This is a genomic window from Pasteurella skyensis, assembly GCF_013377295.1.
Taxonomy (GTDB): Bacteria; Pseudomonadota; Gammaproteobacteria; order Enterobacterales; family Pasteurellaceae; genus Phocoenobacter; species Phocoenobacter skyensis.
Genome location: NZ_CP016180.1, coordinates 542,083 through 568,627, shown reverse-complemented (window position 1 = coordinate 568,627; position 26,545 = coordinate 542,083). Strand labels below are relative to the sequence as shown.

Here is a 26,545-nt window from a genome sequence, read left to right as displayed (position 1 = left end):
AGGGTTTTCTTCATAATGCAAGAGGACATTAATAAATATTAATGTTAAAGCAAATTACTGATTTTTTTATTAAATTTTAAATATTGTTTTGCTCTAATAAAAGTATGATCCTGCCCTGATTCATCGAAGAAAAAAAGCATTCAAATTTGAATGCTCTATGAATGATAAATGTTGAATTTTTTAACGATCTGAGAAATTATTCTTTTTTAAGCGGTCACATTGTCACCACTTTTTGCAATTTTTTCCCAAATTCAGTTCGCCAACCTTTAAGTAATTCAGGTAAGTGTTGTGGATTTTCACCTTTTTTTATCCATTTAAAAAGTTGATTTAACTGGCGCTTACTTGCCAGTAAGCCTTGCTCTAAGTTATCAGGGCAAATCTGTTTAAGTTTTTGCTGTAACGCTTTCATCGTCTGTTTATAACCTTCCTCATCCACTAATCGAGTTACTTTAGAAGGATAATTTTCAGGTAAAATTGCTTTACCTTGCTCTACCAGTTTGAGAATTTTTTTACCATGAATCCGTACTTCATTAGGATGCATAAATTCAAGTAAAACAGAAGTATGTTTAGGCTGTAATTCAGCAATTTGCGATAAACAGTCTGCTTTCACTACAAAGTTGAGGGCTAAATCTCGTTTTTGTGCCTCTTCATAGCGCCATTTTGCCAATAGCTGTAACACGGCAAGTTGTTGAGACTCTAGTCTCCAAGCATTAGGGATTTTTTTATATAGGTTATTGGGATCTACACTTTGAGTATGTTTTTCTATTTCAGTTTGGCACTCTTCCCTAATCGCTTCTTGCCAAGAACTTAATTCAAATTGCTCTCGTAAGCGTTGATACACTGGCAATAAATACCATACATCAGCTGCAGCATATTGTAATTGAACGTCACTTAATGGACGTTTTAGCCAATTGGTTCGAGAAGCACCTTTATCTAATTCAATATTAAGGTAGTGCTGCACTAATTTTGCAAAACCTGTCGATGTCCCAAGCCCTAAAAAGGCTGCCATAATTTGTGTATCTAACATTGGCTGTGGCATTTGATTGAAATAATGCTGAAAAACCTCTAAATCTTCACTACAAGCGTGTAAAACTTTGATAACACCTTTATTGGCTAATAACTCAATAAAAGGGGTAAAATTATCAATCGCAAGTGGATCTATAAGGTAAACCGTCTTACCATCAAATAATTGAATAAGCCCTAATTTAGGGTAAAAAGTACGAGTGCGCACAAACTCGGTATCTAACATTACGGTATGTTGTAAACTGATCTGTTGACAGGCTTCAAGTAGTGATGAATTTGATTCAATCCATCGATAATCTATGTTATTCATAATAATGATTCTCTCCCTTAATTTTGTAGATTCTAAAGGTAATTTAATCAATTGCCAATCTTAATTAAAATTACCAAGCCTTGATCTAGAACATAACTTCTTTTACGTTTTTTCATTACAATAGCAACTAATGAATAAAAATAGGAAGAAAAATGGCATCTTTATTTATTACTGGCACGGATACTAACATAGGTAAAACAACGGTTTCCCGTGCATTATTACAATTATTAGAAAACCATAATATTTCAATTGCGCCTTATAAACCCATCGCTTGTGGCAATGATGATGATAAGCTGATTGAACCCAATAATACTAATTATAGTTTTGAAGAACATAAGGATATTTTAATTCTACGATCCAGTTGTAAAGGGTTGTTACCTCATCAAAAAATTAATAGTTACTCCTTTACTGGGTTTAGTATTCCTGTCTTTTCTGCTTTGGGAAAAATTCATTGTATTCATATTGATAACCTCAATAGAGATTTAGCCCATTTGGAGCATCACTATAAAAATGTGATTGTGGAGGGAACTCACGGTTGGCTAACACCGATTAATGCTGAATACACCTTTGCAGATTGGATAAAATTGACTGAAATGTCTGTATTACTTGTTGTGGGTATTCAAGCAGGTTGTGTCAACAAAACATTATTAACACTCAATGCGATTAAACAACAGAATATTAAAATAGTTGGTTGGGTTGCTAACCGTATTAATCCCGGTGTTCGCTATTACCCTGAATTAATTGAACTTTTAAAACAAAAAATTGATGCACCTTTACTAGGAGAGCTTCCTTATATCGGACGTCCTGAAAAAAGAGAACTCTTTAATTATATTCAAAACCCTGAACCACTGTTACAATACTTCTCTCAATCAACCTAATTTGCTAATTTAATGACGTACGAACAAAAAATAATTGATGCCTTTAATCAAGAGGGGTGTTTAAGCCAAAATATTAAAGGCTTTTCCCCTCGTGATGCCCAATCTCAAATGGCACAAGCGGTAGGAAGATCAATAAAATTTGCAAATTCTGTAGTTGTTGAAGCAGGTACGGGTACAGGTAAAACTTTCGCCTATCTTGTCCCTGCTCTGCTTTCAAAAAAGAAAACCATTATTTCTACAGGCTCAAAAAACCTGCAAGATCAACTCTTTAATCGAGATTTACCCACTATTCAAAAGGCCTTAAATTACACGGGGAAAGTGGCATTACTTAAAGGACGAGCAAACTATTTATGTTTAGACCGTTTAGATCAACTTATCGCAATGGGGGTTGCTGGTGATAAATCCGTATTAGCGGATTTATCTAAAGTACGTAAATGGCAAACATCAACCCCAACAGGGGATTTAAGCGAATGTATTACGATTGCAGAAGACAGCCAAATTTTACCGCAATTAGTAAGTACCACAGATAATTGTCTTGGTTCTGATTGCCCTCAATTTAAAGAGTGTTATGTGGTTAAAGCTCGTCAAAAGGCAATGAATGCTGATATTGTAGTGGTAAATCATCATCTATTTTGTGCCGATATGGCGGTAAAAGAAACAGGGTTTGGTGAGCTTATTCCAGAGGCTGAGTTAATTATATTTGATGAAGCACATCAACTGCCTGATATTGCGAGTCAATATTTTGGAAAATCTTTAACCTCTCGTCAATTACTGGATATCTGTAAAGATACCAATATTGTCTATCGCACAGAATTAAAAGATGCTAAACAATTAGGCACTGCTTCGGATCACCTACAAAAAGTGATACAAGATTTTCGTTTATTACTTGGTGGTACCACAGCAAAAGGTAATTTACGTGATTTATTTCAAGATCAAAAAGTTGTTGAAGGACTAAATAAACTTATTGAAAACGTTGATTTTTTAAGTGAAGTTGCTAAAAAGTCATTAGGACGTTCCGATACCTTAGATAATATTTTCGAACGTTTAGCAGAAAGCAAAAACTTACTTAAAGCCATTTCAGATACCTCTGTTACTGGCTATTGCTATTGGTATGAGGGCAATGGTCGCTATTTTGGATTGCATATTACTCCCCTCACTGTAGCGGATAAATTTGGAGAAAAACTCAACAATCAAAAAATTGGTTGGGTATTTACCTCTGCCACCCTTGAAGTAGACGGAAACTTTAATCATTTTTGCCAACGCTTAGGTATTGAAAACGCAGAGCAAATCGTACTACAAAGCCCTTTTGATTATCAAAACCAATCGTTACTTTGTGTTCCTCGCTATCTACCTGAAACAAATCGTAGTAATACCCTTACTGAATTAGGAAAAATGTTACAACCTGTTATTGAAGCCAATGATGGACACTGCTTTTTACTTTGTACTTCCTATTTTATGATGCGAGGTTTATGTGATTTTCTTCGAGAGCACAGCAAACTGAACATTTTATTACAAGGAGAAACCAGTAAAAGTGAGCTTCTTAAACAATTTATTACTGAAAAAAATAGCGTTTTAGTGGCAACTCAAAGTTTTTGGGAAGGTATTGATGTTCGAGGTGATGCCCTTTCCCTTGTTATTATTGATAAACTTCCCTTTAGTTCACCAAATGAACCGTTATTAAAAGCGAGAATGGAAGATTGTCAATTACAAGGTGGTAATCCTTTTAATGATATTCAAATTCCAGAGGCGGTGATTAGCTTAAAACAAGGTGTTGGACGTTTAATTCGGGATGTTAGTGATAAAGGTGTGATTATTATTTGTGATTCTCGTTTAGTGAACCGCCAATACGGTGCAACATTCTTAAAAAGTCTCCCTCCTGCAAAAAAAACCAGAGATTTAACAAAAGTAGTTAATTTTTTGAGTGATAAGCGGTAAGATCTTATTAAAAATTTGCAAATTTTCATCACAATGATACCGCTTAGGAAAATAATGTTAAACCAAATTATTAAATTCTTTATTTCGCTCGCTATTTTATTTGTAATGCTACACCTTGGGGAAATAATCAACCAATTTTTACCTATTGGTATTTCAAGCAGTATTTGGGGAATGCTATTACTGTTTGTTTGTCTTGCTTGTGGCATTATTAATATAGAATGGATTGCCCCTAGCGCCAAACTATTAACTCGTTATATGACACTCTTTTTCCTCCCCATTTGTGTAGGAATTATTGAACATAAACAATTGTTTAATGATTATTTAAGTGCTTTTTTTATTGCGATTTTTCTAAGTACCATTTTATCCTTAGTGGTGATTACTTACTTTGCACAATGGTTGCTAAACAAACAAGTACAAAAGAAACGCCATAATAGAAGGAAATATCATAATGTCTAATTTCCCTCTTTATTATTATGCTTTTTTAACGGTTATTGTATTTGTTGTTAGTCTAAAACTAAGCCGAAAAATCAATATTACCCTTTTCAGCCCTTTTTTAATTGGACTCGTACTACTCGCCTTTATTTTAGTGGCGGCTCATATTCCTTATCACTCTTATTATCAAGGAAATAAGGTTCTCAATAAGTTACTTAGTGTATCTGTTGTGGCTCTCGCTTACCCTTTTTATGAGCAACTGCCTCAAATTCGGCGTTACTGGAAAAGCATTGTCATTATTAGTTTTTTTGCAACACTCTTTTCAATGCTCTCAGGCGCTCTCTTTACACTCTTGCTCGGTGGTGATAAAGCTATTTTAGCCTCAGTGCTACCAAAATCTGTTACCACACCAATTGCGGTTGCAATCGCAACAGAAATTAATGGAGAACCTTCTGTTACCGCAGTAGGCGTAACCATTGCAGGACTAACTGGTTCACTGTTTGGACTCACTCTATTAAATTGGCTAAAAATAAAAAATCCTAAAGCAATTGGTCTGGGAATGGGCGCAGTAAGTCACGCTCTAGGCACGGCAAGATTGTTAGAATCCAGTATAAAAATGGGAAGTTTTTCTTCTATTTCATTAGTATTATGTGGTGTTTTATCCTCTTTCTTTGCCCCTTTAGTGATGAAAATTATTCTATTATTTATGGGCTAAAGCATTTACAATACTCCCCCTGAAACCTAAAATATGATTATGTAAAAATGAGAATTTATGACTAAATTATCTTCTTATGACCTTGATAAAATCACTCAAGATCAATCTACTTGGAATACATTTAAACGCCTATGGCCAATGATTACGCCCTTTAAATGGGGAATTATTGCCTCTGTTATTGCTTTAATTATCAATGCAATCGTTGATGGTTATTTAATTTCAATGTTAAAACCTTTAATCGATAAAGGCTTTAGTGCTGAACATCAAGATTTTCTTAAAATGATGGCATTTATTGTTGTTGGCTTAATCTTTATGCGAGGCATTAGTAGCTTTGCCGCCACCTACTGCCTTGCTTGGGTGAATGGCAAAGTGGTGATGACAATGCGCCAGAAAGTATTTAAACACCTAATGTTTATGCCTGTAGATTTTTTCGATCAGAACTCCTCAGGAAAGCTTCTCTCTCGTATTACCTATGATTCAGAGCAAATTGCAGGGGCGTCTGCGAGTGCCTTACAAACTATTGTGCGAGAAGGTGCTTATGTGATGTTTTTAGTCGGGACAATGTTTTATTATAGCTGGCGTCTTTCCCTTGTGTTACTCATTATTGGCCCGATTATTGCCTTTTTAGTACGCCTAATTTCAAAGCGCTTTCGTGAAGTCAGCCGTAATATGCAACAATCAATGGGAACAATGACTGCCAGTGCTGAACAAATGCTACGTGGCCATAAAGTGGTACTCTCATTTGGTGGTCAAAAAGTGGAGGAAGAGCGTTTTAAACATACCAGTAATGATATGCGCCGCAAAGGGATGAAATTGATGGTTATTGATGCGATTTCAAACCCAATCATCCAAATTATTGCCTCTTTAGCCCTTGCGGTCGTGCTTTATCTCGCAGGTTCACCTGAAATTATGGGCAATGATCTGACCGCTGGAGAATTTGCGGCGGTACTCGCTTCTCTGTTAGCAATAATGCGCCCTCTAAGGACTTTAACCAACGTTAATGCTCAATTTCAAAAAGGAATGGCAGCTTGCCAAACGTTGTTTACTTTATTTGATCTACCAACAGAAAAAGATAATGGTTCATATGATACAAAACAGATCAAAGGTGAAGTCTGTTTTGATGATGTCACTTTTACTTATAGTACCAAAGATGAACCTGCATTAAGTCATCTTTCTTTTACACTTCCTGCAGGGAAAACCTTCGCATTAGTAGGACGTTCAGGCTCTGGAAAATCTACTATTGCCAATTTAATTACTCGTTTTTATGAAATTGACAGTGGGAAAATTACCATTGATGGCATCGATATTTGCGATTACAAATTAAATAACCTGAGAGCACAGTGTTCGATTGTTTCACAACAGGTACATTTATTTAACGACACTATTGCCAATAACATTGCCTATGCTGCAACGGATAAATATACCAAAGAACAAATTATTCAAGCCGCCACAGCTGCTCATGCGATGGAATTTATTGAAAAAATGCCGAACGGATTAGATAGTATGATTGGAGAAAATGGGGTCAGCCTATCAGGAGGACAACGCCAACGTATTGCTATTGCACGTGCATTATTGCGTAATTCACCTATTTTAGTACTTGATGAGGCAACCTCTGCCCTTGATACAGAGTCAGAAAGAGCCATTCAATTAGCATTGGAAGAATTACAAAAAAATCGTAGTGTCTTGGTTATTGCTCATCGCTTATCTACAATTGAAAAAGCCGATGAAATTTTGGTAATTGATCAAGGAAAAATTATTGAACGAGGTTCACATTCTGAACTAATGCAACAAGATGGGGCTTATAAACAGCTACATAATTTACAATTTAGTGATGAATAAAGGTGAATTAAGCATTATACAGTTGTTGAGTTTGCTAAAGCACAGTTACTGAGCTTGTCGAAGTATAAGTGCTTTTCCTACATCTGATTCGTTCTTCAACAGGCTCAGGAAACGGAATATAATACTTAACAGCCCTACTCTAGATTTAAGCAAATAAAAAACGGTTACTTTGTATAAAAAATTGCAAATTTTTCTTACAATGTAACCGCTATATTTAATCAATTAAGCAACGACTAATAACTCTGTTCCTGCAATCACCACGATTAAACCCACAATCATTGGTACTGAAATACGTTTTACTACTTCAAATGGTGACAGTTTTGCCATTCCAGATACTGCAACGACCACACCTGATACTGGTGATAAACTACGTCCAATATTTGAAGCTTGAAGCATTGGAATAGTTAAATAAGCAGGATTAATTCCCATTTGCACCGCTAAACGAGGAATAAGCTCCACGAATGCATAGAAAGGCGCATTACCAGAACCTGTTGCAATCGCAGCAAGAGCTGTAATAAGGGCAAGGGTAATCATCATTAAGAAACCACCGCTACCCATTGATTGAACGGATGTAATTAGGGTTTTAATGAAGCCAACCGTACTTAACCCTTGAGCAAAAACTCCTGCTGCCACTAAGAGCATTACCACACCAGAAAAAGCATCTGCCATTCCTTTATACATTACTTCAAGGTTTTCATAGACTACTTTGGCATTGAATGTTCTGATAAAATCTAAAATCGCTACAATCACTAAGCAAAGAATAATGATAGTTACAATATGTAATTTGGGTGCAATATTACCGTTAAAAATTAGTACACCAATAATTGGAGTGAAAGGCAAAATAGCATAAAAAGCAGGGACTTTAGTTTCAATTTCTGACACTTCTAATTGCTCTGGAACAAAGCCTTCTTTACGATCTAGATAACGTTGCCAAAAGAAGTGTGTCGCAGCAATACAAAGAATAGCAATGATAGAAATTGGTAAAGTAAAGCTGAAAGCAAATTCAATTAAAGGCATTTTAGACACTTCTGCGGCTAGTACCACATCACCCGATGTTGGTGAGAGTATAATAGCTGCGGGTGAAGCACAAATGGAAGCTGCTGCACCACGTGAAATACCGACATTCACCATTATTGGGAATAAAGTTGCCATTAGTAGTACGCCTAAACCTGTTGCAGAAGTGACTGCAAAAGACATTAAGCAGGCTAAGAAATAGGCAACAACCATTAAAAGATAAGGAGAGTTGATGTATGTCAATGGGCGAGAAGCAATTTTTACTACTATATCATTTGCCCCTAAGTGGGTCATATAAGCAGCAAAACCACAAAGTACCATAATTAACATTCCTAAGCCACCACCACGATGCATCAGTAAATATTTAACATATTCAATCACATCTAAATAAAGCGTGCCTGTTGATTTACCTGCTGGCATAATTTCTTTGCCCATTATGACACTCGCTAATAACAGTAAAATCCCTACTGTCATTAACACCCCTGTTGCAGAGTAGCCTTTCACAACATAGTAGCTCACTGCAACAATTGCAATTAAACCTATAATAAGATCCATATTAAACCTCTACTTTGTATTAATTGGGAAATTAAAATTTTATTTTTCTAATATGCCGATTAGCACAAGATAAATACTATCATAATCACACTACTTATCTTGTTGAATAATCAATAAAAATCACTATTTTTTAATTTATTATGACGTAGTTCACAGTATTTATTAACAACTCGAAAACATCTAAAACCAATATTTAACAAAATTAAATTTTATACACTATTTTTATATCAGATTATATTTTTAAAAAGTAAAAAAGAGTATAATTTGCAAAAAATGATACAAATCTAACCGCTAACAAACACAGTATAAGGAAACTATTATGGCAATTTTAGTTACAGGTGGGGCAGGCTACATTGGTTCACATACCGTTGTTGAACTGTTAAATCAAAATAAAGAGATTATCATTTTAGATAATTTATCTAACTCTTCAGAAATATCCTTAGATCGAATTAAACAAATTACAGGGAAATCGGTTAATTTTTATAAAGGTGATATTTTAGATCGTTCAATGTTACGTCAAATTTTTACTGAAAATAAAATTGATTCTGTTATTCACTTTGCAGGACTAAAAGCAGTCGGAGAAAGCGTTCAAAAGCCGTTACACTATTATCAAAATAATGTGACAGGCTCAATTACGCTGGTTGAAGAGATGCTTAAAGCAAATGTGAACACCCTTGTGTTTAGTTCTTCTGCAACGGTTTATGGCGATCCAACAGTTGTGCCAATTACAGAAGAGAGTGAGGTTGGCGGTACAACTAATCCTTATGGCACTTCAAAATATATGGTAGAGCGTATTTTACAAGACACTGCTAAGGCATACCCACAGTTTAGTGCAATTATTTTACGCTATTTTAACCCAGTGGGTGCACACGAGAGTGGTTTAATTGGCGAAGACCCAAATGGTATCCCAAATAATCTCTTACCTTTTATCAGCCAAGTAGCTGTAGGAAAATTACAGCAATTAGCCGTATTTGGCGATGATTATAATACGCCTGATGGTACAGGTGTACGTGATTATATTCACGTAGTCGATTTAGCGATAGGACATTTAAAAGCATTACAAAAGCATCATAATGATGCAGGTTGTCATATTTATAATTTAGGTACAGGGACGGGTTATTCCGTATTAGATATGGTAAACGCTTTTGAACAAACCAATAATATCCAAGTACCTTATAAAATTGCCCCTCGCCGGGCAGGAGATATTGCTACTTGTTATTCTGATCCTAAAAAAGCGTTAGAGCAATTAGGGTGGAAAACAGCACGAGATCTAAATCAAATGATGAAAGATACGTGGAATTGGCAAAAAAATAATCCAAATGGTTATGATGCTTAATTAAACGACATAACAAGCGGTGACATATAACAAAAAATTTGCAAATTTTTCTTACAATGTACCCGCTTGCTTCTTACTTTTTGTTGTCTGTAATTTACTTAATATTTCATTCCATAGCATACCACTTTGCTCTCGATGGACTTTGATACACTCTTTCACTTTTTCAACATCTTGATACTGACATAAATTTTTTAAACTATAATAAAAATCACGTGCCAATTTCCTTCCTTCTGGAATATTGAAATAAATGCCCCCAATTTGATTATACAAACCTTTAAAGCTATTAAAAATCAATCCATAAACTGGTTTTTCTGCAATCACAGTAAAGCTTCTAAATACGTGATAATCAAATTCGGTATAGGCTTGCCCTGTATCTTCTAAATCATCTAAATGTTCAAAAATGGCCAATGACCCTTCAGGGTTGATTTTGATTGCTTTAGGAATATAAAAATCTGACATTCGAGTACGTAATGAAAGAATATCTGCAATAATAAAAGGCGCCATACTTTTATCCAGCTGAAACAATTTTTCCACTACACTTGTTCCACCAGTTTCCCAGATATTATTAACAAGCGTAGGTTTTCCATGCTGAATGGTTAACCAGCCTTCTCGAGCAAGACGTTGTAAAACTTCTCGAAGTGTGGTTCTAGTCACCCCAATAGTATCTGCTAATTCTCTCTCAGCAGGAAGATAAGTGTGAGGAGGGTAAGTATTATTCCAAATACTTTTGATAATATATTCCTCTGCCAATGCAGCAGGACTGTTTGCTTTAAAAATATAAGATTTATTGTCGTTCATTTTAATTTAAACACCTAAATTTAGTCTATTTTTTGCTCTATCAGAATAAAACTTGATTTTGTTTATGTTTTTTTCAGATATTTTATACTAATATGAGTTTTTTTATTATCGTTTAATCCAATCTATATTACAATGACTAATTAATTAGTAGTACAAATTTAGTTGAAGGAGAATATTTTTTATGCTCAACCCTAGTTCTGTCTTTAAAAATTTCTTAGGAAATTCCCCAATATGGTACAAATTTGCCATTATTTCCTTTTTAGTTTTAAATCCTATCTTATTTTTAATAGATCCCTTTATTGCAGGTTGGTGTTTAGTCTGTGAATTTATTTTTACTTTAGCAATGGCTTTAAAATGCTATCCTCTACAACCAGGTGGTTTATTAGCAATGGAAGCTGTGATCATTGGAATGACCCATCCAGAACATATCAAAGAAGAAATAATGGCAAATTTTGAAGTCATTTTACTATTAATGTTTATGGTAGCAGGTATTTATTTTATGAAACAGCTACTATTATATGCTTTCACTAAATTATTAATTATAGTGCGCTCTAAAAGAACACTATCCTTAGCATTTTGTTTGAGTGCTGCTTTTCTTTCTGCATTCTTAGATGCATTAACCGTTATTGCAGTAATTATTAGTGTCAGCGTTGGTTTTTATGGTGTTTATCATAAAGTAGCCTCTGGTTATACCTTTGACGATTGTGATAATGATATTACCTGTGATGCAAAAATTGTAACCAACAAACAAACACTTGAAAAATTCCGTAGCTTCTTACGTAGCTTGTTAATGCATGCAGGTGTAGGTAGTGCTTTAGGTGGTGTAATGACTATGGTGGGTGAACCTCAAAATCTGATTATTGCGGATAAAGCAGGTTGGCATTTTGGTGAGTTCGTTCTCCGTGTTGCACCAATTAGTGTGCCAGTTATTATTTGTGGTGCGGCAACTTGCTACCTACTTGAAAGATTCAAACTTTTTGGCTATGGTACCCCATTACCACGTCGTGTATGGGCAATCCTTACCCATTTTAATGCTGAACAAGATAAACAAATGACAGATCAAGACCGTGCAAAATTAATTATTCAAGCCCTTGCTGGAATTTGGCTCGTTATCGGTTTAGCCTTACATTTAGCGGATGTAGGAATTATCGGTTTAACCATTATTATTATCTGTACTTCATTCTGTGGTGTCATTGATGAGCACTCTGTCGGAGAGTCATTTAAAGAATCACTACCTTTTACTGCATTACTTGTAGTGTTCTTCTCTGTTGTTGCTGTCATTGTGGACTTAAAACTATTTGATCCTATCATCCACTTTGTTTTATCAGCGGAGCCTCATTCACAGTTAGGACTGTTCTATATATTTAACGGTCTGCTTTCAATGATTTCTGATAACGTTTTTGTGGGAACAGTATATATCAACGAAGCATTCAATGCGTTAAAATCCAATGTGATTAGCCGTGAACAATTTGACTTAATTGCCGTTGCCATCAATACAGGAACAAACTTACCTTCTGTAGCAACACCAAATGGGCAAGCTGCGTTCTTGTTCTTATTGACGTCCTCTTTTGCACCTTTGGTTCGTCTCTCTTACGGAAAAATGGTTTATATGGCACTACCATATACGATAGTTTTATCTCTGGTTGGATTCTTCTCACTAGAAGTATTCTTAGCGCCTCTCACTTCATTAATGGAAAGCTGGGGCTGGTTATTGGTTCGCTAAAATAGGAAATAAGGTTAAATGCTTACTTACATAAAAGAACTGTCTCTCGATCGTAGTGCTTGGTTACTGCTGATTTTAAGCGGTGCTATCTTAGAGGGCATTGCTCTCTATTTTCAACACAAAATGGGATTAGTGCCTTGTGTAATGTGCATTTATGAACGTATTGCCTTACTCGCTATTTGTATCGCTGGCGTTATTGCTTTTATTGCACCTCGATTTTTTGTTTTCCGATTTATTGCCCTTGGCATCGGTATTTTTGGTGCAATTAAAGGCTTAAGTTTGTCGATCGAACACACTAACTATCAACTCAATCCAGCGCCTTGGAATCAATGCCCTATTAAAGTGAATTTCCCAACGGAATTACCTTTAAACCAATGGCTACCGAGTTTCTTTGAAGCAGGAGGAAGTTGCAGTGAAATACAATGGCAATTCTTAACTTTTTCAATGCCACAATGGTTAATTATGATTTTTAGTGCTTATTTAACCATTTTGGTTGTTGTTGCATTAAGCCAATTTAAAAAATTAAGAAAAAAAGACTCATTTATTTTTAGATAAAACCTCTATTCTAAGCGGTAAGATATTTCTGACAATTTGCAAATTTTAAGAAATATCTTACCGCTTATTTATTATGTTAAAATAATAAATGATATTTTGTACATCACATATTAAGTAGAGATAAAATATGCCTATCTCTACAAAGCTATAAATTATTTCAAAGGAATAAAAATGTTTGAATTAAACCCAATTAGAACTCAACTTGCCGATTTAGCTGAACGTACCCAAGTGATCAGGGGGTATCTTTGACTTTGATGTCAAAGTAGAACGCTTAGAAGAAGTCAATGCAGAATTAGAACAGCCAGAAGTTTGGAATAATCCTGAAAAAGCCCAAGCCTTAGGTAAAGAGCGAGTCGCCTTAGAAGGAATTATCAACACAATCAAAGAATTAGAACAAGGGGTTGATGATATTGAAGGATTGATTGAGCTTGCGGTTGAAATGGAAGACGAAGACACCTTCAATGAAGCAACACAAGAAGCGGATACATTAGAACAAAAATTAGCAAAATTAGAATTTCGTCGAATGTTTAGTGGTGAGAACGATCCGAACGATTGCTACATTGATTTACAAGCGGGTTCAGGCGGAACAGAAGCCCAAGATTGGACAGAAATGTTACTACGAATGTATTTGCGCTGGGCAGACAGCAAAGGCTTTAAAACCGAGCTGATTGAAGTATCAGACGGCGATGTGGCAGGATTAAAATCAGCAACCGTAAAAGTCTCTGGGGAATATGCCTTTGGTTGGTTACGTACCGAAACAGGCATTCACCGTTTAGTACGTAAAAGTCCATTTGATTCAAATAACCGTCGTCATACTTCATTTAGTGCGGCATTTATTTATCCTGAAATTAACGATAATATTGAAATTGACATCAATCCTGCTGATTTACGTATTGACGTTTACCGTGCCTCAGGGGCAGGTGGCCAGCACGTCAATAAAACTGAATCAGCGGTACGTATTACTCATTTACCGACAAACACAGTAGTGCAATGTCAAAATGGACGCTCACAACACCAAAATAAAGACAGTGCAATGAAACAGCTTAGAGCGAAATTATTTGAATTGGAAATGCAAAAACAAAATGCTGAAAAACAAGCCCTTGAAGAAAGCAAATCCGACATCGGCTGGGGCAGTCAAATTCGCTCTTATGTACTTGATGACAGCCGTATTAAAGATTTACGCACAGGGGTGGAAAATCGCAATACCCAAGCAGTGCTAGATGGTGATTTAGATCGCTTTATCGAAGCAAGTTTGAAGGCTGGGTTGTAATTTTTAAGGGATACTATGCACAATATCATTACTCACTTGGAAAAACTGAAAAATTTTCTTAACGCTCGCAGACCGCTACCGCAATCGTTATTAAAGAAATTATTTGAAAGTTTAAAGCAAGAATATATCTATCATTCTAATGCGATTGAAGGCAACTCTTTAACGTTAAGAGAAACTCAAATTGTTTTAGAGCAAGGGATTACAATTAACGGTAAACCATTGAAGGATCATATTGAAACTCAAAATCAGAGTTATGCAATTGATTATTTGCTTGAAGAAATTGCGTTAAATCGAGTATTGGATATTCGCTTGATTAAAGAATTTCATCAGATTGTAATCGGTAGTATTGATCGTGAAATTGCAGGTGTTTTTAGAAATCACGATGTTGTGATTAGTCATAGTAAAACCGAAACTTCTCGCCCTTTTCATATTGAAGAAGATTTGCAGACACTCTTAGATTGGTATAATCAAAGCGATCGCCATATTATTGAAAAGGTCGCCATTTTTCACGCACGCTTTGAAAAAATTCATCCATTCTCAGACGGTAATGGCAGAACAGGGCGACTGTTAATGAATTTAGAATTGATGAAACAGGGCTATCCAATCACAATTATCAAAAATGAAGATAGAGAAAAATATTATCAAGTATTAGAAAATGCACAAACGAGTGACAATTATCAAGATGTGATTGATTTTGTTGCGAATAATGTTCAAGCGAGTATTGAGCGTAATTTAGAAATGCTAGATAGAGATTGGAAAATTGCTTTTAATAATCAGGAATTAACACCTTAATGATAACTTTAACAAATTTAACCCTTACTCGTGGAACACAGACTTTATTAGAAAATACCAATGCAACAATCAACCCTAAACAAAAAGTGGGTCTTGTAGGTAAAAATGGTTGTGGGAAGTCATCGTTATTGAGCTTACTTAAAAATGAATTTACCCCAGAAGGTGGCGAAGCTAAGTATCCGAGTAGTTGGTCTATTGCGTGGGTAAATCAAGAAACTCCTGCTCTTGATATTTCAGCATTGGAGTATGTCATTTTAGGGGATCGCCAATATACACAACTCACTCAAGCCTTAGAGCAAGCAAATTTAGATAATGATGGGCATTTAATCGCTACAATTCATGCTCAGTTAGACACCATTGACGCGTGGACAATTCAATCTCGTGCCGCAACCTTGTTAAATGGTTTAGGTTTTAGCACAGAACAACTGGATGAGCCAGTGAAAGCCTTTTCAGGTGGTTGGCGTATGCGTTTGAATTTAGCTCAAGCGTTGCTATGTCGTAGTGATTTATTATTGCTTGATGAACCGACTAACCATTTGGATTTAGATGCAGTTATTTGGCTAGAACGTTGGCTGATACAATATAAAGGCACGTTGATTTTGATTTCACACGACAGGGATTTTTTAGATCCTATTATCAATCGTGTGATCCATATTGAAAATCAGCAGCTGCACGAATATACAGGGAATTACAGCTCTTTTGAAATTCAACGAGCCACAAAATTAGCCCAACAAAATGCGGCGTATCAGCAACAGCAACGTAAAGTAGAACATTTACAAAGTTTTATTGATCGCTTTAAAGCCAAAGCGACTAAAGCCAAGCAAGCACAAAGTCGTATTAAAGCCCTTGAAAAAATGGAAATGATTGCTCCTGCTCATATTGATAGCCCATTTTCCTTTGAGTTTCGTCCTCCTCTTTCATTACCAAGTCCGTTGCTTTCAATGGAAAAAGTGAGTGCGGGTTATGACGATAAAACGATTTTAGAATCAGTAAAATTAAACTTGGTTCCAGGTTCTCGTATTGGATTATTAGGGCGAAATGGTGCAGGGAAATCGACTTTAATCAAATTATTAGCTGAAGAATTAACGCCTAAAACAGGAAAAATTGCCTTAGCTAAAGGGGTAAAATTAGGTTATTTTGCACAGCATCAATTAGATACATTACGAGTGGAAGAAAGTGCTTTGTGGCATTTAACTCATATTGCCCCTAAAAAAACCGAACAAGAATTGCGAAATTATTTGGGGGGATTTGATTTTCACGGCGATAAAGTGAAACAAGCCGTCAAAAGTTTTTCAGGGGGAGAAAAAGCCCGTTTGGTGTTAGCGTTAATCGTGTGGCAACGTCCAAATTTACTGTTACTCGATGAACCGACCAACCATTTAGATTTGGATATGCGACAAGCCTTAACCGAAGCCTTAACACAATATGAAGGCTCGCTTGTGGTGGTATCGCACGATCGCCATTTATTGCGTAGTACCGTTGATGAGTTTTATTTGGTGCATAACAAAAAAGTGGAAGAATTTAAGGGCGATTTAGAGGATTATCAAAAATGGCTCAACGAACAAAATCAGCTTGAACTTGCAAAAAGATCCCAAAATCAGACCGCTTATACTGACACATCAAACAGTGGCATAAACCGTAAAGAGCAAAAACGCCAAGAGGCAGAATTACGTAAACAAACTGCTCCACTGCGTAAGCAAATTGAAAAACTTGAAAAAAGTTTAGAGACATTGACCGCTACTCTTTCTCAAGTCGAAGAGAAACTGAGTAATAGCTCACTTTATGAAGCAGAAAATAAAACCCAACTAAATGAGGTATTAACTCAACAGTTTGAAACCAAACAGCAACTTGAAGAGATTGAAATCCAGTGGCTCTCTGCACAAGACGAACTAGAACATATACTCAAAGGATCTTAATCTAAAATTTGCAAATTTTTAGCTTAATGTACCCGCTATATTTTATATACTAAAAAACCCTTTTTCTACAGTTAATAGAAAAAGGGCTTTAATCAAAGGCTTAACGGCTTACTGCACTTTGCCATTCAGATTGCCACTGTCTTAGTGTATTTGCACTAGGGGTTACTATTTTTAGTGCTTTGTAGGTTGGCAACGTGGCGAACGCAGGATCAACGCTCGCTGTAATAACTGGCTTCATAATATTATGAGTCGCAATAATTTTTTGAGCCTCTTTCTTATGTAAGAAAGTTAAAAATTGACGAGCCAGTTTTTTATGTTTACTGGTTTTCAGAATTGCTGCTACCTCAATTTGGGATAAATGTCCCTCTGTAAAGTCTGCCGCTACATAATCATTATTTTTCTCATACCAACGATGATAAAGCGGTGAAGTACTATAACTTAGCACAACATCAGACTCCCCTTTTAAAAAAGCACCATAGGTTTCAGACCAACCTTTACCAATAGTTACCGTATGCTTAACTAAAGTCTGCCACGCTGTTTTAGCTTGATCACCATAGACATTATTGATCCATAACAACAAACCTCGTCCAACAGTACTCGTGCGAGGATCTTGATAAATCACTTTTATATCTTGACGTTCAACCAACTCTTTTAAACTTTTAGGGGGATTTTGTAACTTTTTGTTATTGTAAACAAAAGCAAACTCACCAAAATCATAAGGATAGAATGTTTTATCCGCCCATTTCTGTGGTAAATTTAATTCATTAATTTCTAACTGATGTGGCGTAAATAAACCTGAATTTTCAGCTTGTTGCAATGCAAAATTATCTAAACCTAACATTACATCTGCTTTGGTCTTTTTGCCCTCTAAGCGAATGCGATTAAACATTGTAATGCCATCTTCAAAAGGCATAAATTTTAAAGTACAGTGACACTCCTTTTCAAATAAGGGTTTTAATGCTGGAGCAGGACCCCATTCCGCAGTAAATGAATCATAGGTATAAACCGTCAAAGTAGGTTGCGCTGCAAAGGCTGTGGTAGCTAAAACGAACGTTGAACAAATAACGAATGGAGAAAGTTTCATTTGATTTCCTTCTAAAAAAATAAAATAGAAGGATTTAAAACAGAATAATTAAATTGAACTGCCTCAAATCCCTACGCTGATATTAATCAGATCAGGTTCTATGGGTATTTCTCAGCTTTTGCAAAAAGTAAACAACATCATACCGCTTGCTAGCACCCCAATGAGAACTGTTGGAATTATAAAAAGAATCCAGTTGAAAAACAAGTACTCAGTATAAAATGAAAACTAAAATCTTCATACATCACTCTAGCTAAACCCCGATTGCTGAGCTTGTCGAAGTATCAAGGTGTTAGGGGGTTACGCTTGGAGTTTGTTTAATGAACACTTCTCAACCCTTAGATATTTTAACCGAGCTCAGAGAGCCGAAGCAGAAAGTATCGTTGAATAGTCCAAAGACACCGGTTGCTGAGCCTGTCGAAGTATTAGGTGTCTGCATTCTAAATTTTTTCTGTGGTCGTTCTCTTCAGCAATCGATAACGGGGCGTAGTATATGAACAAGTCCCCATTCTTTGGACAAATTCCTGAAGTTTACACAAAACAAAACCCCATAAGCCAAGCTTATGGGGTCTTTTAGCAATATAAAGTTTGCTAGGTAATTAGATTACCATTCAACTTTCATACCAACACCGATAGCTTTCACAGAATCACTATCACTGCCTTCTTTCACTTTCACATAGTTACCTTCAATAAATACAAGAGCATTTTTAGCTAAAGTATATTCAGCACCTAAGTTTAGACCGTGGAATTTAATTTTCTCACCTTTAGCAGGTTTTAATACCGTATAAGCATAGTTACCATAAACAGCTGCATCACCAAATGAAACCTTAGCTCCTGGAGATACATAATAAGCTTTCATATCCTTAGCACCACCTAAGAACATTAAGTCATCACCTTCTTTTTCATAGAAAGCTAAGCCTTTTGTTTTTAAATAACCAACATCTAAGCCAAATTTAACATTATCCATCGTATAACCAAGGGCAACATCAAATGTTTTAGCACTATCTGCGATGTATTTATTATCTTTATACTCATAATCTGCAATACCGTTAGCTTGACTATAAGCAAAAGCTACTGTTAAATCATTAGCACTATATTTAGCACCTAAGTCAAACCAAGCTTTATTTTCTAATACAAACTCTTCATCAGCACCGTTAACTTTCATGGTTTTCTTACTTGGGTTAGTTGCTAACATATAATCAACACCAAATTCCCAGTCTGATAAACCAGTATAGCGATAAGAAATCATATTATCAGCATCACCACGAGCAAAACGATCTTTAACACCGAAAGCATTATCAAAAGAAGATTCACCAACACCGTCAGCAAATGTATTTTGAAGACCGAATGTTAATTGACCAGCTGATGCACTACCAACTCCAATATAAGCTTTTTTCACTTCTGGCTTAAGGAAGCTATATTCATAAGCCGCTAATGCATAAGCATCAGTACCGAATTCATATTTTGCTTTAACACCTAATTTAGTGTCTTTTTTGTTGATTACAGCTTTTTTATCAGTTTCTTTTTGAAGAACCATTTTAACTGCACCAGTTACATCAACTGTTGCACCGTCTTGGCTATATACAGTAAGAGCTGACGCTGAAGTTGAAGCTAATGCAGCAACTGTTAACGCAATAAGAGTTTTTTTCATAATAATCACCTTAATTTTTTAAGTAATTTAATGTAAAAAGTTGTTTCGGTTAAGGTCTGAAACAACTAGTCAGTATCAATATTGCTAATCTAAAGAATATTGAGCAGCTGAATGATGACAAAAATATCAATTTATGTCAAATGATGGCTATCACACTTTTGCTTAAAACCACATTTTTTGTGTTCGATTGTCGTTTTTTTGTTCATTTGTTTGTTTTTTGTTATAAATTAGTGCTTTATTTATGAATTTTTAGGGTAATGTTTAATGAGTATTATCTTTATAGTTTTTTTGCTAGCTTTAGATTTTTGTATTGGGTTATTGAACTTAGTCATTGGTATCTTTTGAGATATCTTCCGCTTCGGCTCCCTGAGCCTGTCGAAGGGTCGAGAAGCGTTCACCAAACAAATTCAGAGCACAAACACCTAACACTTCGATACTTCGACAAGCTCAGCAACCGAAGCTCAGTGATCGGTGTTTGATTAATTTTGGTGTTTGATGTTTCCGTTCTTAGTTATTGAGCCGGTCGAAATATCGAAGTAAAAAGAACGGCCACAGAAAGTGAAGACACCTAATGCTTCGACAAGCTCAGCAACCGGTGTCTTTTTACGATTCAATGATACTCTCTCGCTACGGTTCCCTAAAATTGGCAATCAGTGCGTCTTATCTTTTCTACTTTGTATATAATTACCCATCAAAAAAGCGATTAAACCAATCAATGTGGCTGGGATAATAGAATGGAAACTCCAAAATTTGATACCTGTTATGACGATAATGCTATAACTGGTTAAGCCTCCAATCATAGAGACAATCGCTCCTGTTGCATTGGCGTTTTTCCATAGGAAACCTAATAATATGACCCAAAAGAAGGTTGCTTCTAGTCCGCCTAGTGCATTTAGGTTTAGCCAAATTAACATTTCTGGCGGATTAAGGGCGGCAATAATAAGTAAAATTGTAAAAATAAGGGTGGTTAAGGTAGACAGCCGTTTAATTTTTTGTTCATTTTTGATTGCTTCTGGTTTGATGGCAATATATAAATCTTTAATTAAGGTAGAAGAAGCTTGAATGAGCATTGAGTCAATGGAAGACATTATCGCTGCCATTGGTGCTGCAAGGAAGATTCCTGCGACTACTGGAGGCATCACTTGTAGCATTAGGGTCGGGATAATTTTATCTGATACAGTTAGTGTTGGATCTAAGGCTCGACCTAATACTCCTGAAAGATGCATTCCTAACATTAAAAATGAAACAACAACCGTGCCAATAATAATACCTTGATGTAATGCTTTGCTGTCTTTGTATGCCATACTGCGAACAATTAGGGGCGGTAAGCCGATAATGCCAAAGCAGACTAACATCCAAAATGAGAGCATAAAAGTAAAATCAAGAGGGCGTGCATCGATACCATAGGGCGTAATCAAGTTAGGATCGATGGATTCTAAGGTTGCAATAGCTGATTCAATCCCTCCAGTTGCATAAATAACACCACCGAGTAATAGTGTGGTTCCTACAATCATTACCACACCTTGAATGGTATCTGTGAGTACTACAGCACGAAATCCTCCAATAAAGGTATAAACGCCAACGGTCATTGCAAAAATTAAAATAGCGGTTTGATAAGGAATGCCTAAGGTGGTTTCTAATAAACGCCCTGCACCAAAGAATTGCACGGTCATCATTGCAAAAAATGAAATTAATAATGAAAAACTGGCAATCCATACGACAAAACGGTTTTGATAGCGAGCATAAAGTAAATCGTTGATGGTGACACTATTTGTTTTACGAGCCAAAATTGCTAATCTTTTACCAAAAGCGCCGAGAGTAAGGATGACAACAGGGACTTGTATCATTGCCAGTAGCACCCAACCTAAACCAAATTTATAGGCAGCACCAGGTCCACCAATAAAAGAACTTGCGCCTACATAAGTGGCAGCAGAAGTCATTGCCAGTACAAAGCCAGACATTGCACGACTGCCGACATAATATTCATTTAAAAAACTTTGCCCTTTACGTTTTTGATAAGCATAAAATGCGACACCAAATACAAAAAGTAAATAAACAATAAGAGGAAGTAGCATATCAAGATTCATTATGGCTATCCTCTAAATCAACATCCTTATAAACAATTTTGACGACTATCAATGTAGTGAAAATAAATACAATAGGGAAATAAATACAGGCAAATTCAAACCAAATCGGAAAACCTAAGAGACCTTTTCCTGTTGGTGAAAAATAACCAAATCCAACCCAGCCGCTAATATAGAAGAGAGTAAGACCTAACGCCCAGCGAGTTTCTTTAGCTAACTGCTGTTTAAGAGAAAATTTCATTCTTCGCTCCTTGAAGCGGTATGATTATGTAAAAAATTTACAAAAAAATTAATATTGCCAATCGTCAGGATTGATCCCCAGCTCTTGCATTTTGATTTTTGCTTTTTCTGGAATTTCATCGTGACGTGCTTTCATTAAGTCTTCATCGGTTGGAAGAGGTTGCCCTGTGAAAGCGTGCAAAAATGCTTCACAAAGTAACTCACTATTAGTTGCGTGGCGAAGATTATTAATTTGACGACGGGTACGTTCATTGGTCAAAATTTCTAATACTTTTACAGGAATAGAAACTGTCACTTTGCGTACTTGTTCACTTTTTTTACCGTGCTCAACATAAGGACTAATATATTTACCGCTCCACTCTGCCATTTTGATTTCCTTGTTATTGATAGAATTTGGGGCATTCTAACAAAAAATAATAAAAGAATAAATCTAGCCGTCTAGACTTCTTATGATTTTATTGGTGTTTATACTAAATTTTAGTACAATAATCTGAATAATAGATATGTAATAATGGATTTTATAATGAAAAGATTGATAAAAAGCGTTAAAAAAATAGGTCTGATTAGTGCTGTTATCATTTTAACAGCCTGTTCTTCGATTGATCCTGAAACAGGTGCAAGACGAGATCCTTTAGAAGGGTTTAACCGTGCAATGTGGGCGGTGAATTATAATGTACTTGACCCTTATGTTTTAAAACCTGTTGCCAAAGGATGGCGTGATTATGTCCCTAGCCCTGTCAAAACAGGTTTAACCAATGTTTCCAACAATTTAAGTGAGCCTGCCAGCTTTTTAAACCGTTTATTAGAGGGTGAGGGAGAAAAAGCGATGGTTCATTTTACGCGTTTTTGGATTAATAGTACCTTTGGTTTAGGTGGCTTAATTGATTTTGCGAGTCAAAAAGAGGATTTACGAGTCAAAGATGGACGTACTTTTTCTCATACTTTAGGGACTTATGGTATGGGAGATGGCCCTTATATAATGCTACCTATTTTAGGCCCAAAATCTCCACGTGCATTACTGTCAGAAGTGGATTATACCTATCCAGTACTTTCTCTTTTAACCTTGCCAGCAACCATTGGTAAGAAAGTGGTTGATGGTATTGATGCAAGATCAAAACTGCTTGATCAAGATGAAATGTTGAAACAGTCTCAAGATCCTTATGTCACATTCCGTGAAGCCTATTTCCAACATAAAAGCTTTGAGTTAAGAGATGGCAAAGCAACAGAAGTAGAGAGTCAAGAAAGACAGTTTTCTGAAGCAGAGTTAGAAGGAATCGATTGATTTCGTATCATAAATTGAATTTAAGCGGTCACATTGAAACAAAAATTTGCAAATTTTGTTATTACAAATGTGTTATATATTTATTTGATATAGATATATAAGGATTGTTGGATTTTTCATTAAATTCTTATTTTGTGCGTTGCGGGCGGATATACGCAAACTGGTGTTTGCTAATCACGCCCCTACGATAAATTTAATATAATTTATTGATATATAAGCATTATTTTAGGGAATCATTAGCAAATTTATTTGCGCATATACTTCGGCATAGTAGACAAAATAGTTGGTAATTTTGAGGAGCTATGCCCATAGTAGACAAATGAGTTGGTTTTTATTATTTTATAAATAATTACCAACTCCTTTTATTTAGAAAATCTTTTATAAACATAATCTTATGGTATTTGGTTAAACCATTATGATTAGATAGTTTTCGTTTAAGTTCTCCAAATAAACTTTCAAGCCTATTTGTTGTTTTTTCTATATTTAATTCAGGATATTTTTCAAAAGTAAATAAATAATCCATATTATATTTTAAGCTCCTGTAAGCACTTCTTATATTACGATGTTTAAAAGGATATTTACCCTTTTCATTTATTTTATCGGAGCGTTCATTTAAATATTCTTTATGTTTTAAATACCAATAATGTAAATTAATATAGAACTCGTTTTTAGAGCTATTTTTTAATGTTTTAACTAATATTTTTAGCTCTTTTCCCGCTTCAGATTTAGGGTTCCTTGTTAATTTCCTTATTACATTTGCTATTTGATGAAATTGGCAAAGTTGTGCAGGCGTATTTAAAAAATCTCTTAATAATCCTCGTCTTCCATCACAAGTAATAGATTGAATAATATAGCCTTTTTCTCTTAATTTATTCATTGCTAATAGATAATAAAGATTTTTTTCTGTTGTCACAATTTGATGATAAATTACCTTCTTTGATAAAGTGTCCATAAAAACGAGAACACCAAAATTTCGACCAAAGAAAGTGGTATCCATCATTAAGTTCAATTTATTATTTTGTGGGATATTTAATGGCGTTTTAGGGGCTTTTAAAACATATCTTTGAATAGTTCTAACAGAGCAATTATATTTAATTGCTAGTTGCTTATAGGTTTGTTTACCTTCTGTGTAATCTAGCCAAATTTGGCTTGAATTTAAGGATTTTTTGAAGGTAAAAGTTTTATTACAAATAGAGCATTTATAACGTTGAACATTATTTTGGGTACCATATTTGTGAATATTCGTTTTATGACAAAAAGGACAAGTTTTTTATTCATTTTCAAAAAAGTGGGCTAAAGCACAGTAATATAAAGCTTTAACCCATTTTTTACCAACTATTTTGTCTACTATGCCTATACTTCCCTTTTTCAATATAAAATCCGCCACAGTTAGGCAAAAAACATAGCGATTACATCAAATTTGCAAATTTTTACTTAAATGTTACCGCTATAAGTGGTTATTTTTTCATCGCTCCTAATACACCACGTACAATTTGTCGTGCAATTTGATTACGAATGTTTCGACCTACGGCTTTGGTAATACCACTCACCATTTGTTCTGTTGCACTCTGTTCTCTGCGTTTTTTCTTACCAAAAATTGAGGCAATAATGCCACCCAGTAAACTGTTACTTTCTTCTTGCTCTTGTTGAATCTGTTGTTGTTCAATTTCGATTTGTTTATGTAACTCTTCGTAAGCCGATTGCTCATCAATGTATTTACTATAATAGCCATATAAGTCGTCTTTTTGTACAAATTGCTCTCGTTCACTGTGTGAAATAGGATCAAGTTGGCTTTTTGGTGGATAAATATAAGCAATTTCAACTGGTGTTGGCATTCCTTTTTCATCTAGTACTGAAACTAACGCTTCACCAATACCAAGTTGTGAAATACTTTCTACGACATCGACGTCAGGGTTGGAACGGAAAGTTTCTGCTGCTGCTTTTACTGCTTTTTGATCACGAGGTGTAAAGGCTCTTAGGGCGTGCTGAACACGGTTTCCAAGTTGTCCTAATACGCTATCTGGTAAATCAAGAGGATTTTGAGTCACAAAATAAACGCCCACACCTTTAGAACGAATTAAGCGTACGACTTGTTCCACTTTATCTACCAATGCTTTTGGTGCATCATCAAAAATCAGGTGAGCTTCGTCAAAAAACATCACAAATTTCGGTTTTTCAGGATCACCAATTTCAGGTAGGTTTTCAAAAAGTTCTGACATTAACCATAATAAAAAGGCACTGTAGAGTTTTGGAGAGTTAATTAATTGTTCAGAATTTAAAATATTAATTACACCACGCCCATCACGAGTTTGTAGCCAATCATCTAAATTTAATGACGGCTCCCCAAATAACTGCGTCGCTCCTTCATTTTCAAGAGAAAGTAATGAACGTTGGATTGCACCGATACTTGCTGCCGATACATTACCATATTCCATTCTGAATTTTTTCGCATTTTCTCCGACATATTGCAGCATTGCACGAAGGTCTTTAAGATCGATAAGGAGTAATCCTTGATCATCAGCAACACGAAAGACTAAGTTGAGTAATCCTTCTTGAGTATCGTTTAAATTGAGTAAGCGACTTAATAAAATCGGCCCCATTTCTGAAATGGTTGTTCTAAGTGGGATTCCTGTCTTGCCGAATACATCCCAAAAAGAGACTGGGAATGCAGAAAGATAATCTTCACCACCTAAATTAAAGTTTTCAATACGTTCAGCAACTTTACCAGAGAGTTCCCCTTTTTGGGTTAAACCTGAAATATCTCCTTTGACATCAACAAGGAAAACAGGGATGCCATCATCACTGAAACTTTCCGCAAGTTTGCGTAGTGTAACGGTTTTCCCCGTTCCTGTTGCACCTGCAATTAGTCCGTGACGGTTTGCCATTTTTGATGTAAGGCTAATAGAATTTCCAGATTTTGTTTGTGCGATTGTGTAATTTGTCATAAAAACTCTCTTTCAAATAAATGTATGTATGATGAACGATTATAATGTTTGTCATCCAATCTTACCAGTCACAATTTTTTCCTATATATAATGTGATGGGATGGTTGATATTTTTTTTAAGAAGATTGATAATACCGCAATATAGATTTTTATAAATAGTAGACAATTTTG

General features: G+C 35.5%; 21 protein-coding genes, 1 pseudogene and 1 riboswitch. Of the genes and pseudogenes, 12 read left to right on the top strand and 10 right to left on the bottom strand.

Annotation, left to right across the window (positions count from 1 at the left end):
* Window positions 1-214 precede the first annotated feature (214 nt).
* Window positions 215-1,333 (bottom strand): ribonuclease D, encoded by a 1,119-nt coding sequence (rnd, locus tag A6B44_RS02620; protein ID WP_090921760.1) that lies wholly within the window; start codon window positions 1,331-1,333, stop codon window positions 215-217.
* A gap of 152 nt (window positions 1,334-1,485) precedes the next feature.
* On the opposite strand from rnd, the gene bioD reads away from it, so the two are divergent.
* The 5 genes from bioD to msbA are packed head-to-tail and all read left to right on the top strand — an operon-like array spanning window position 1,486 to window position 7,132.
* Entirely contained in the window at window positions 1,486-2,211 is a 726-nt protein-coding gene (bioD, locus tag A6B44_RS02615) for a dethiobiotin synthase (RefSeq protein ID WP_090921758.1), read from the top strand.
* Between the two features lie 12 nt (window positions 2,212-2,223).
* The gene (gene yoaA, locus A6B44_RS02610) at window positions 2,224-4,146 is read left to right on the top strand and encodes a DNA repair helicase YoaA (RefSeq protein WP_090921756.1); all 1,923 of its coding nucleotides are present in this window, start codon (window positions 2,224-2,226) and stop codon (window positions 4,144-4,146) included.
* A 54-nt stretch (window positions 4,147-4,200) separates the two neighbouring features.
* A complete protein-coding gene (locus A6B44_RS02605) occupies window positions 4,201-4,602 on the top strand; it encodes a CidA/LrgA family protein (protein ID WP_090921754.1) in 402 nt (133 codons plus the stop codon).
* Window positions 4,595-5,293 (top strand): LrgB family protein, encoded by a 699-nt coding sequence (locus tag A6B44_RS02600; protein WP_090921752.1) that lies wholly within the window; start codon window positions 4,595-4,597, stop codon window positions 5,291-5,293. Before A6B44_RS02605 ends, A6B44_RS02600 begins: the two co-directional genes overlap by 8 nt.
* Window positions 5,294-5,350: 57 nt before the next feature.
* Window positions 5,351-7,132 carry a lipid A ABC transporter ATP-binding protein/permease MsbA gene (gene msbA, locus A6B44_RS02595; RefSeq protein ID WP_090921750.1) on the top strand — a complete coding sequence of 594 codons (1,782 nt, stop codon included), beginning with the start codon at window positions 5,351-5,353 and terminating at the stop codon, window positions 7,130-7,132.
* A 222-nt stretch (window positions 7,133-7,354) separates the two neighbouring features.
* Here the strand turns inward: msbA and dcuC are convergent, their stop codons facing one another.
* On the bottom strand, window positions 7,355-8,701 hold the full coding sequence (gene dcuC, locus A6B44_RS02590; RefSeq protein WP_090921748.1) for an anaerobic C4-dicarboxylate transporter DcuC: 1,347 nt from the start codon (window positions 8,699-8,701) through the stop codon (window positions 7,355-7,357).
* 319 nt (window positions 8,702-9,020) lie between these two features.
* Here dcuC and galE point away from each other — a divergent pair, with 319 nt between their 5' ends.
* Window positions 9,021-10,037 carry a UDP-glucose 4-epimerase GalE gene (galE, locus tag A6B44_RS02585; protein WP_090921746.1) on the top strand — a complete coding sequence of 339 codons (1,017 nt, stop codon included), beginning with the start codon at window positions 9,021-9,023 and terminating at the stop codon, window positions 10,035-10,037.
* Window positions 10,038-10,088: 51 nt separating this feature from the next.
* On the opposite strand, the gene fadR is transcribed toward galE, so the two are convergent.
* The gene (gene fadR, locus A6B44_RS02580) at window positions 10,089-10,835 is read right to left on the bottom strand and encodes a fatty acid metabolism transcriptional regulator FadR (protein WP_090921743.1); all 747 of its coding nucleotides are present in this window, start codon (window positions 10,833-10,835) and stop codon (window positions 10,089-10,091) included.
* A gap of 181 nt (window positions 10,836-11,016) precedes the next feature.
* Between fadR and nhaB the strand changes: the two genes are divergently transcribed.
* From nhaB to A6B44_RS02555, 5 genes are all read left to right on the top strand, one after another.
* Window positions 11,017-12,558, top strand: a complete 1,542-nt coding sequence (gene nhaB, locus A6B44_RS02575) for a sodium/proton antiporter NhaB (RefSeq protein WP_090921741.1) — start codon at window positions 11,017-11,019, stop codon at window positions 12,556-12,558.
* Between the two features lie 18 nt (window positions 12,559-12,576).
* Window positions 12,577-13,113 carry a disulfide bond formation protein DsbB gene (gene dsbB, locus A6B44_RS02570; protein WP_090921739.1) on the top strand — a complete coding sequence of 179 codons (537 nt, stop codon included), beginning with the start codon at window positions 12,577-12,579 and terminating at the stop codon, window positions 13,111-13,113.
* Window positions 13,114-13,284: 171 nt separating this feature from the next.
* Window positions 13,285-14,383, top strand: a protein-coding gene (gene prfB, locus A6B44_RS02565) for a peptide chain release factor 2 (protein ID WP_143054814.1) whose coding sequence is annotated in 2 segments (ribosomal slippage) — window positions 13,285-13,359 and window positions 13,361-14,383 — 1,098 coding nt in all. Because the reading frame shifts where the segments join, the coding sequence is not laid out codon by codon here.
* A 15-nt stretch (window positions 14,384-14,398) separates the two neighbouring features.
* Window positions 14,399-15,175, top strand: coding sequence for a Fic family protein (locus tag A6B44_RS02560; RefSeq protein WP_090921735.1), 777 nt, complete (start codon window positions 14,399-14,401; stop codon window positions 15,173-15,175).
* Entirely contained in the window at window positions 15,175-17,091 is a 1,917-nt protein-coding gene (locus A6B44_RS02555; protein WP_090921733.1) for an ABC transporter ATP-binding protein, read from the top strand. The genes A6B44_RS02560 and A6B44_RS02555 overlap by 1 nt, the downstream gene beginning before the upstream one ends.
* A gap of 100 nt (window positions 17,092-17,191) precedes the next feature.
* On the opposite strand, the gene thiB is transcribed toward A6B44_RS02555, so the two are convergent.
* The 5 genes from thiB to metJ form a co-directional block, all read right to left on the bottom strand.
* Window positions 17,192-18,175 (bottom strand): thiamine ABC transporter substrate binding subunit, encoded by a 984-nt coding sequence (gene thiB / locus A6B44_RS02550; protein ID WP_090921731.1) that lies wholly within the window; start codon window positions 18,173-18,175, stop codon window positions 17,192-17,194.
* Window positions 18,176-18,225: 50 nt separating this feature from the next.
* Window positions 18,226-18,345, bottom strand: a riboswitch (TPP riboswitch).
* Between the two features lie 431 nt (window positions 18,346-18,776).
* Window positions 18,777-19,823, bottom strand: coding sequence for a porin (locus tag A6B44_RS02545; protein WP_090921729.1), 1,047 nt, complete (start codon window positions 19,821-19,823; stop codon window positions 18,777-18,779).
* Window positions 19,824-20,473: 650 nt separating this feature from the next.
* Window positions 20,474-21,910: a sodium/pantothenate symporter gene (gene panF, locus A6B44_RS02540; RefSeq protein WP_090921727.1), complete on the bottom strand. Its 1,437-nt coding sequence runs from the start codon at window positions 21,908-21,910 to the stop codon at window positions 20,474-20,476.
* On the bottom strand, window positions 21,900-22,148 hold the full coding sequence (locus A6B44_RS02535; RefSeq protein WP_090921725.1) for a YhdT family protein: 249 nt from the start codon (window positions 22,146-22,148) through the stop codon (window positions 21,900-21,902). The genes panF and A6B44_RS02535 overlap by 11 nt, the downstream gene beginning before the upstream one ends.
* Window positions 22,149-22,196: 48 nt before the next feature.
* A complete protein-coding gene (gene metJ, locus A6B44_RS02530; protein WP_090921722.1) occupies window positions 22,197-22,514 on the bottom strand; it encodes a met regulon transcriptional regulator MetJ in 318 nt (105 codons plus the stop codon).
* Between the two features lie 156 nt (window positions 22,515-22,670).
* Between metJ and A6B44_RS02525 the strand changes: the two genes are divergently transcribed.
* The gene (locus A6B44_RS02525) at window positions 22,671-23,429 is read left to right on the top strand and encodes an MlaA family lipoprotein (protein WP_090921720.1); all 759 of its coding nucleotides are present in this window, start codon (window positions 22,671-22,673) and stop codon (window positions 23,427-23,429) included.
* Window positions 23,430-23,778: 349 nt separating this feature from the next.
* Here the strand turns inward: A6B44_RS02525 and A6B44_RS02520 are convergent.
* Window positions 23,779-24,684 (bottom strand): annotated as a pseudogene (locus A6B44_RS02520) (IS256 family transposase, variant Zn-binding type); the annotation flags it as partial.
* Between the two features lie 202 nt (window positions 24,685-24,886).
* On the bottom strand, window positions 24,887-26,374 hold the full coding sequence (locus A6B44_RS02515; RefSeq protein WP_090922844.1) for a helicase HerA-like C-terminal domain-containing protein: 1,488 nt from the start codon (window positions 26,372-26,374) through the stop codon (window positions 24,887-24,889).
* Between the last annotated feature and the right edge of the window lie 171 nt (window positions 26,375-26,545).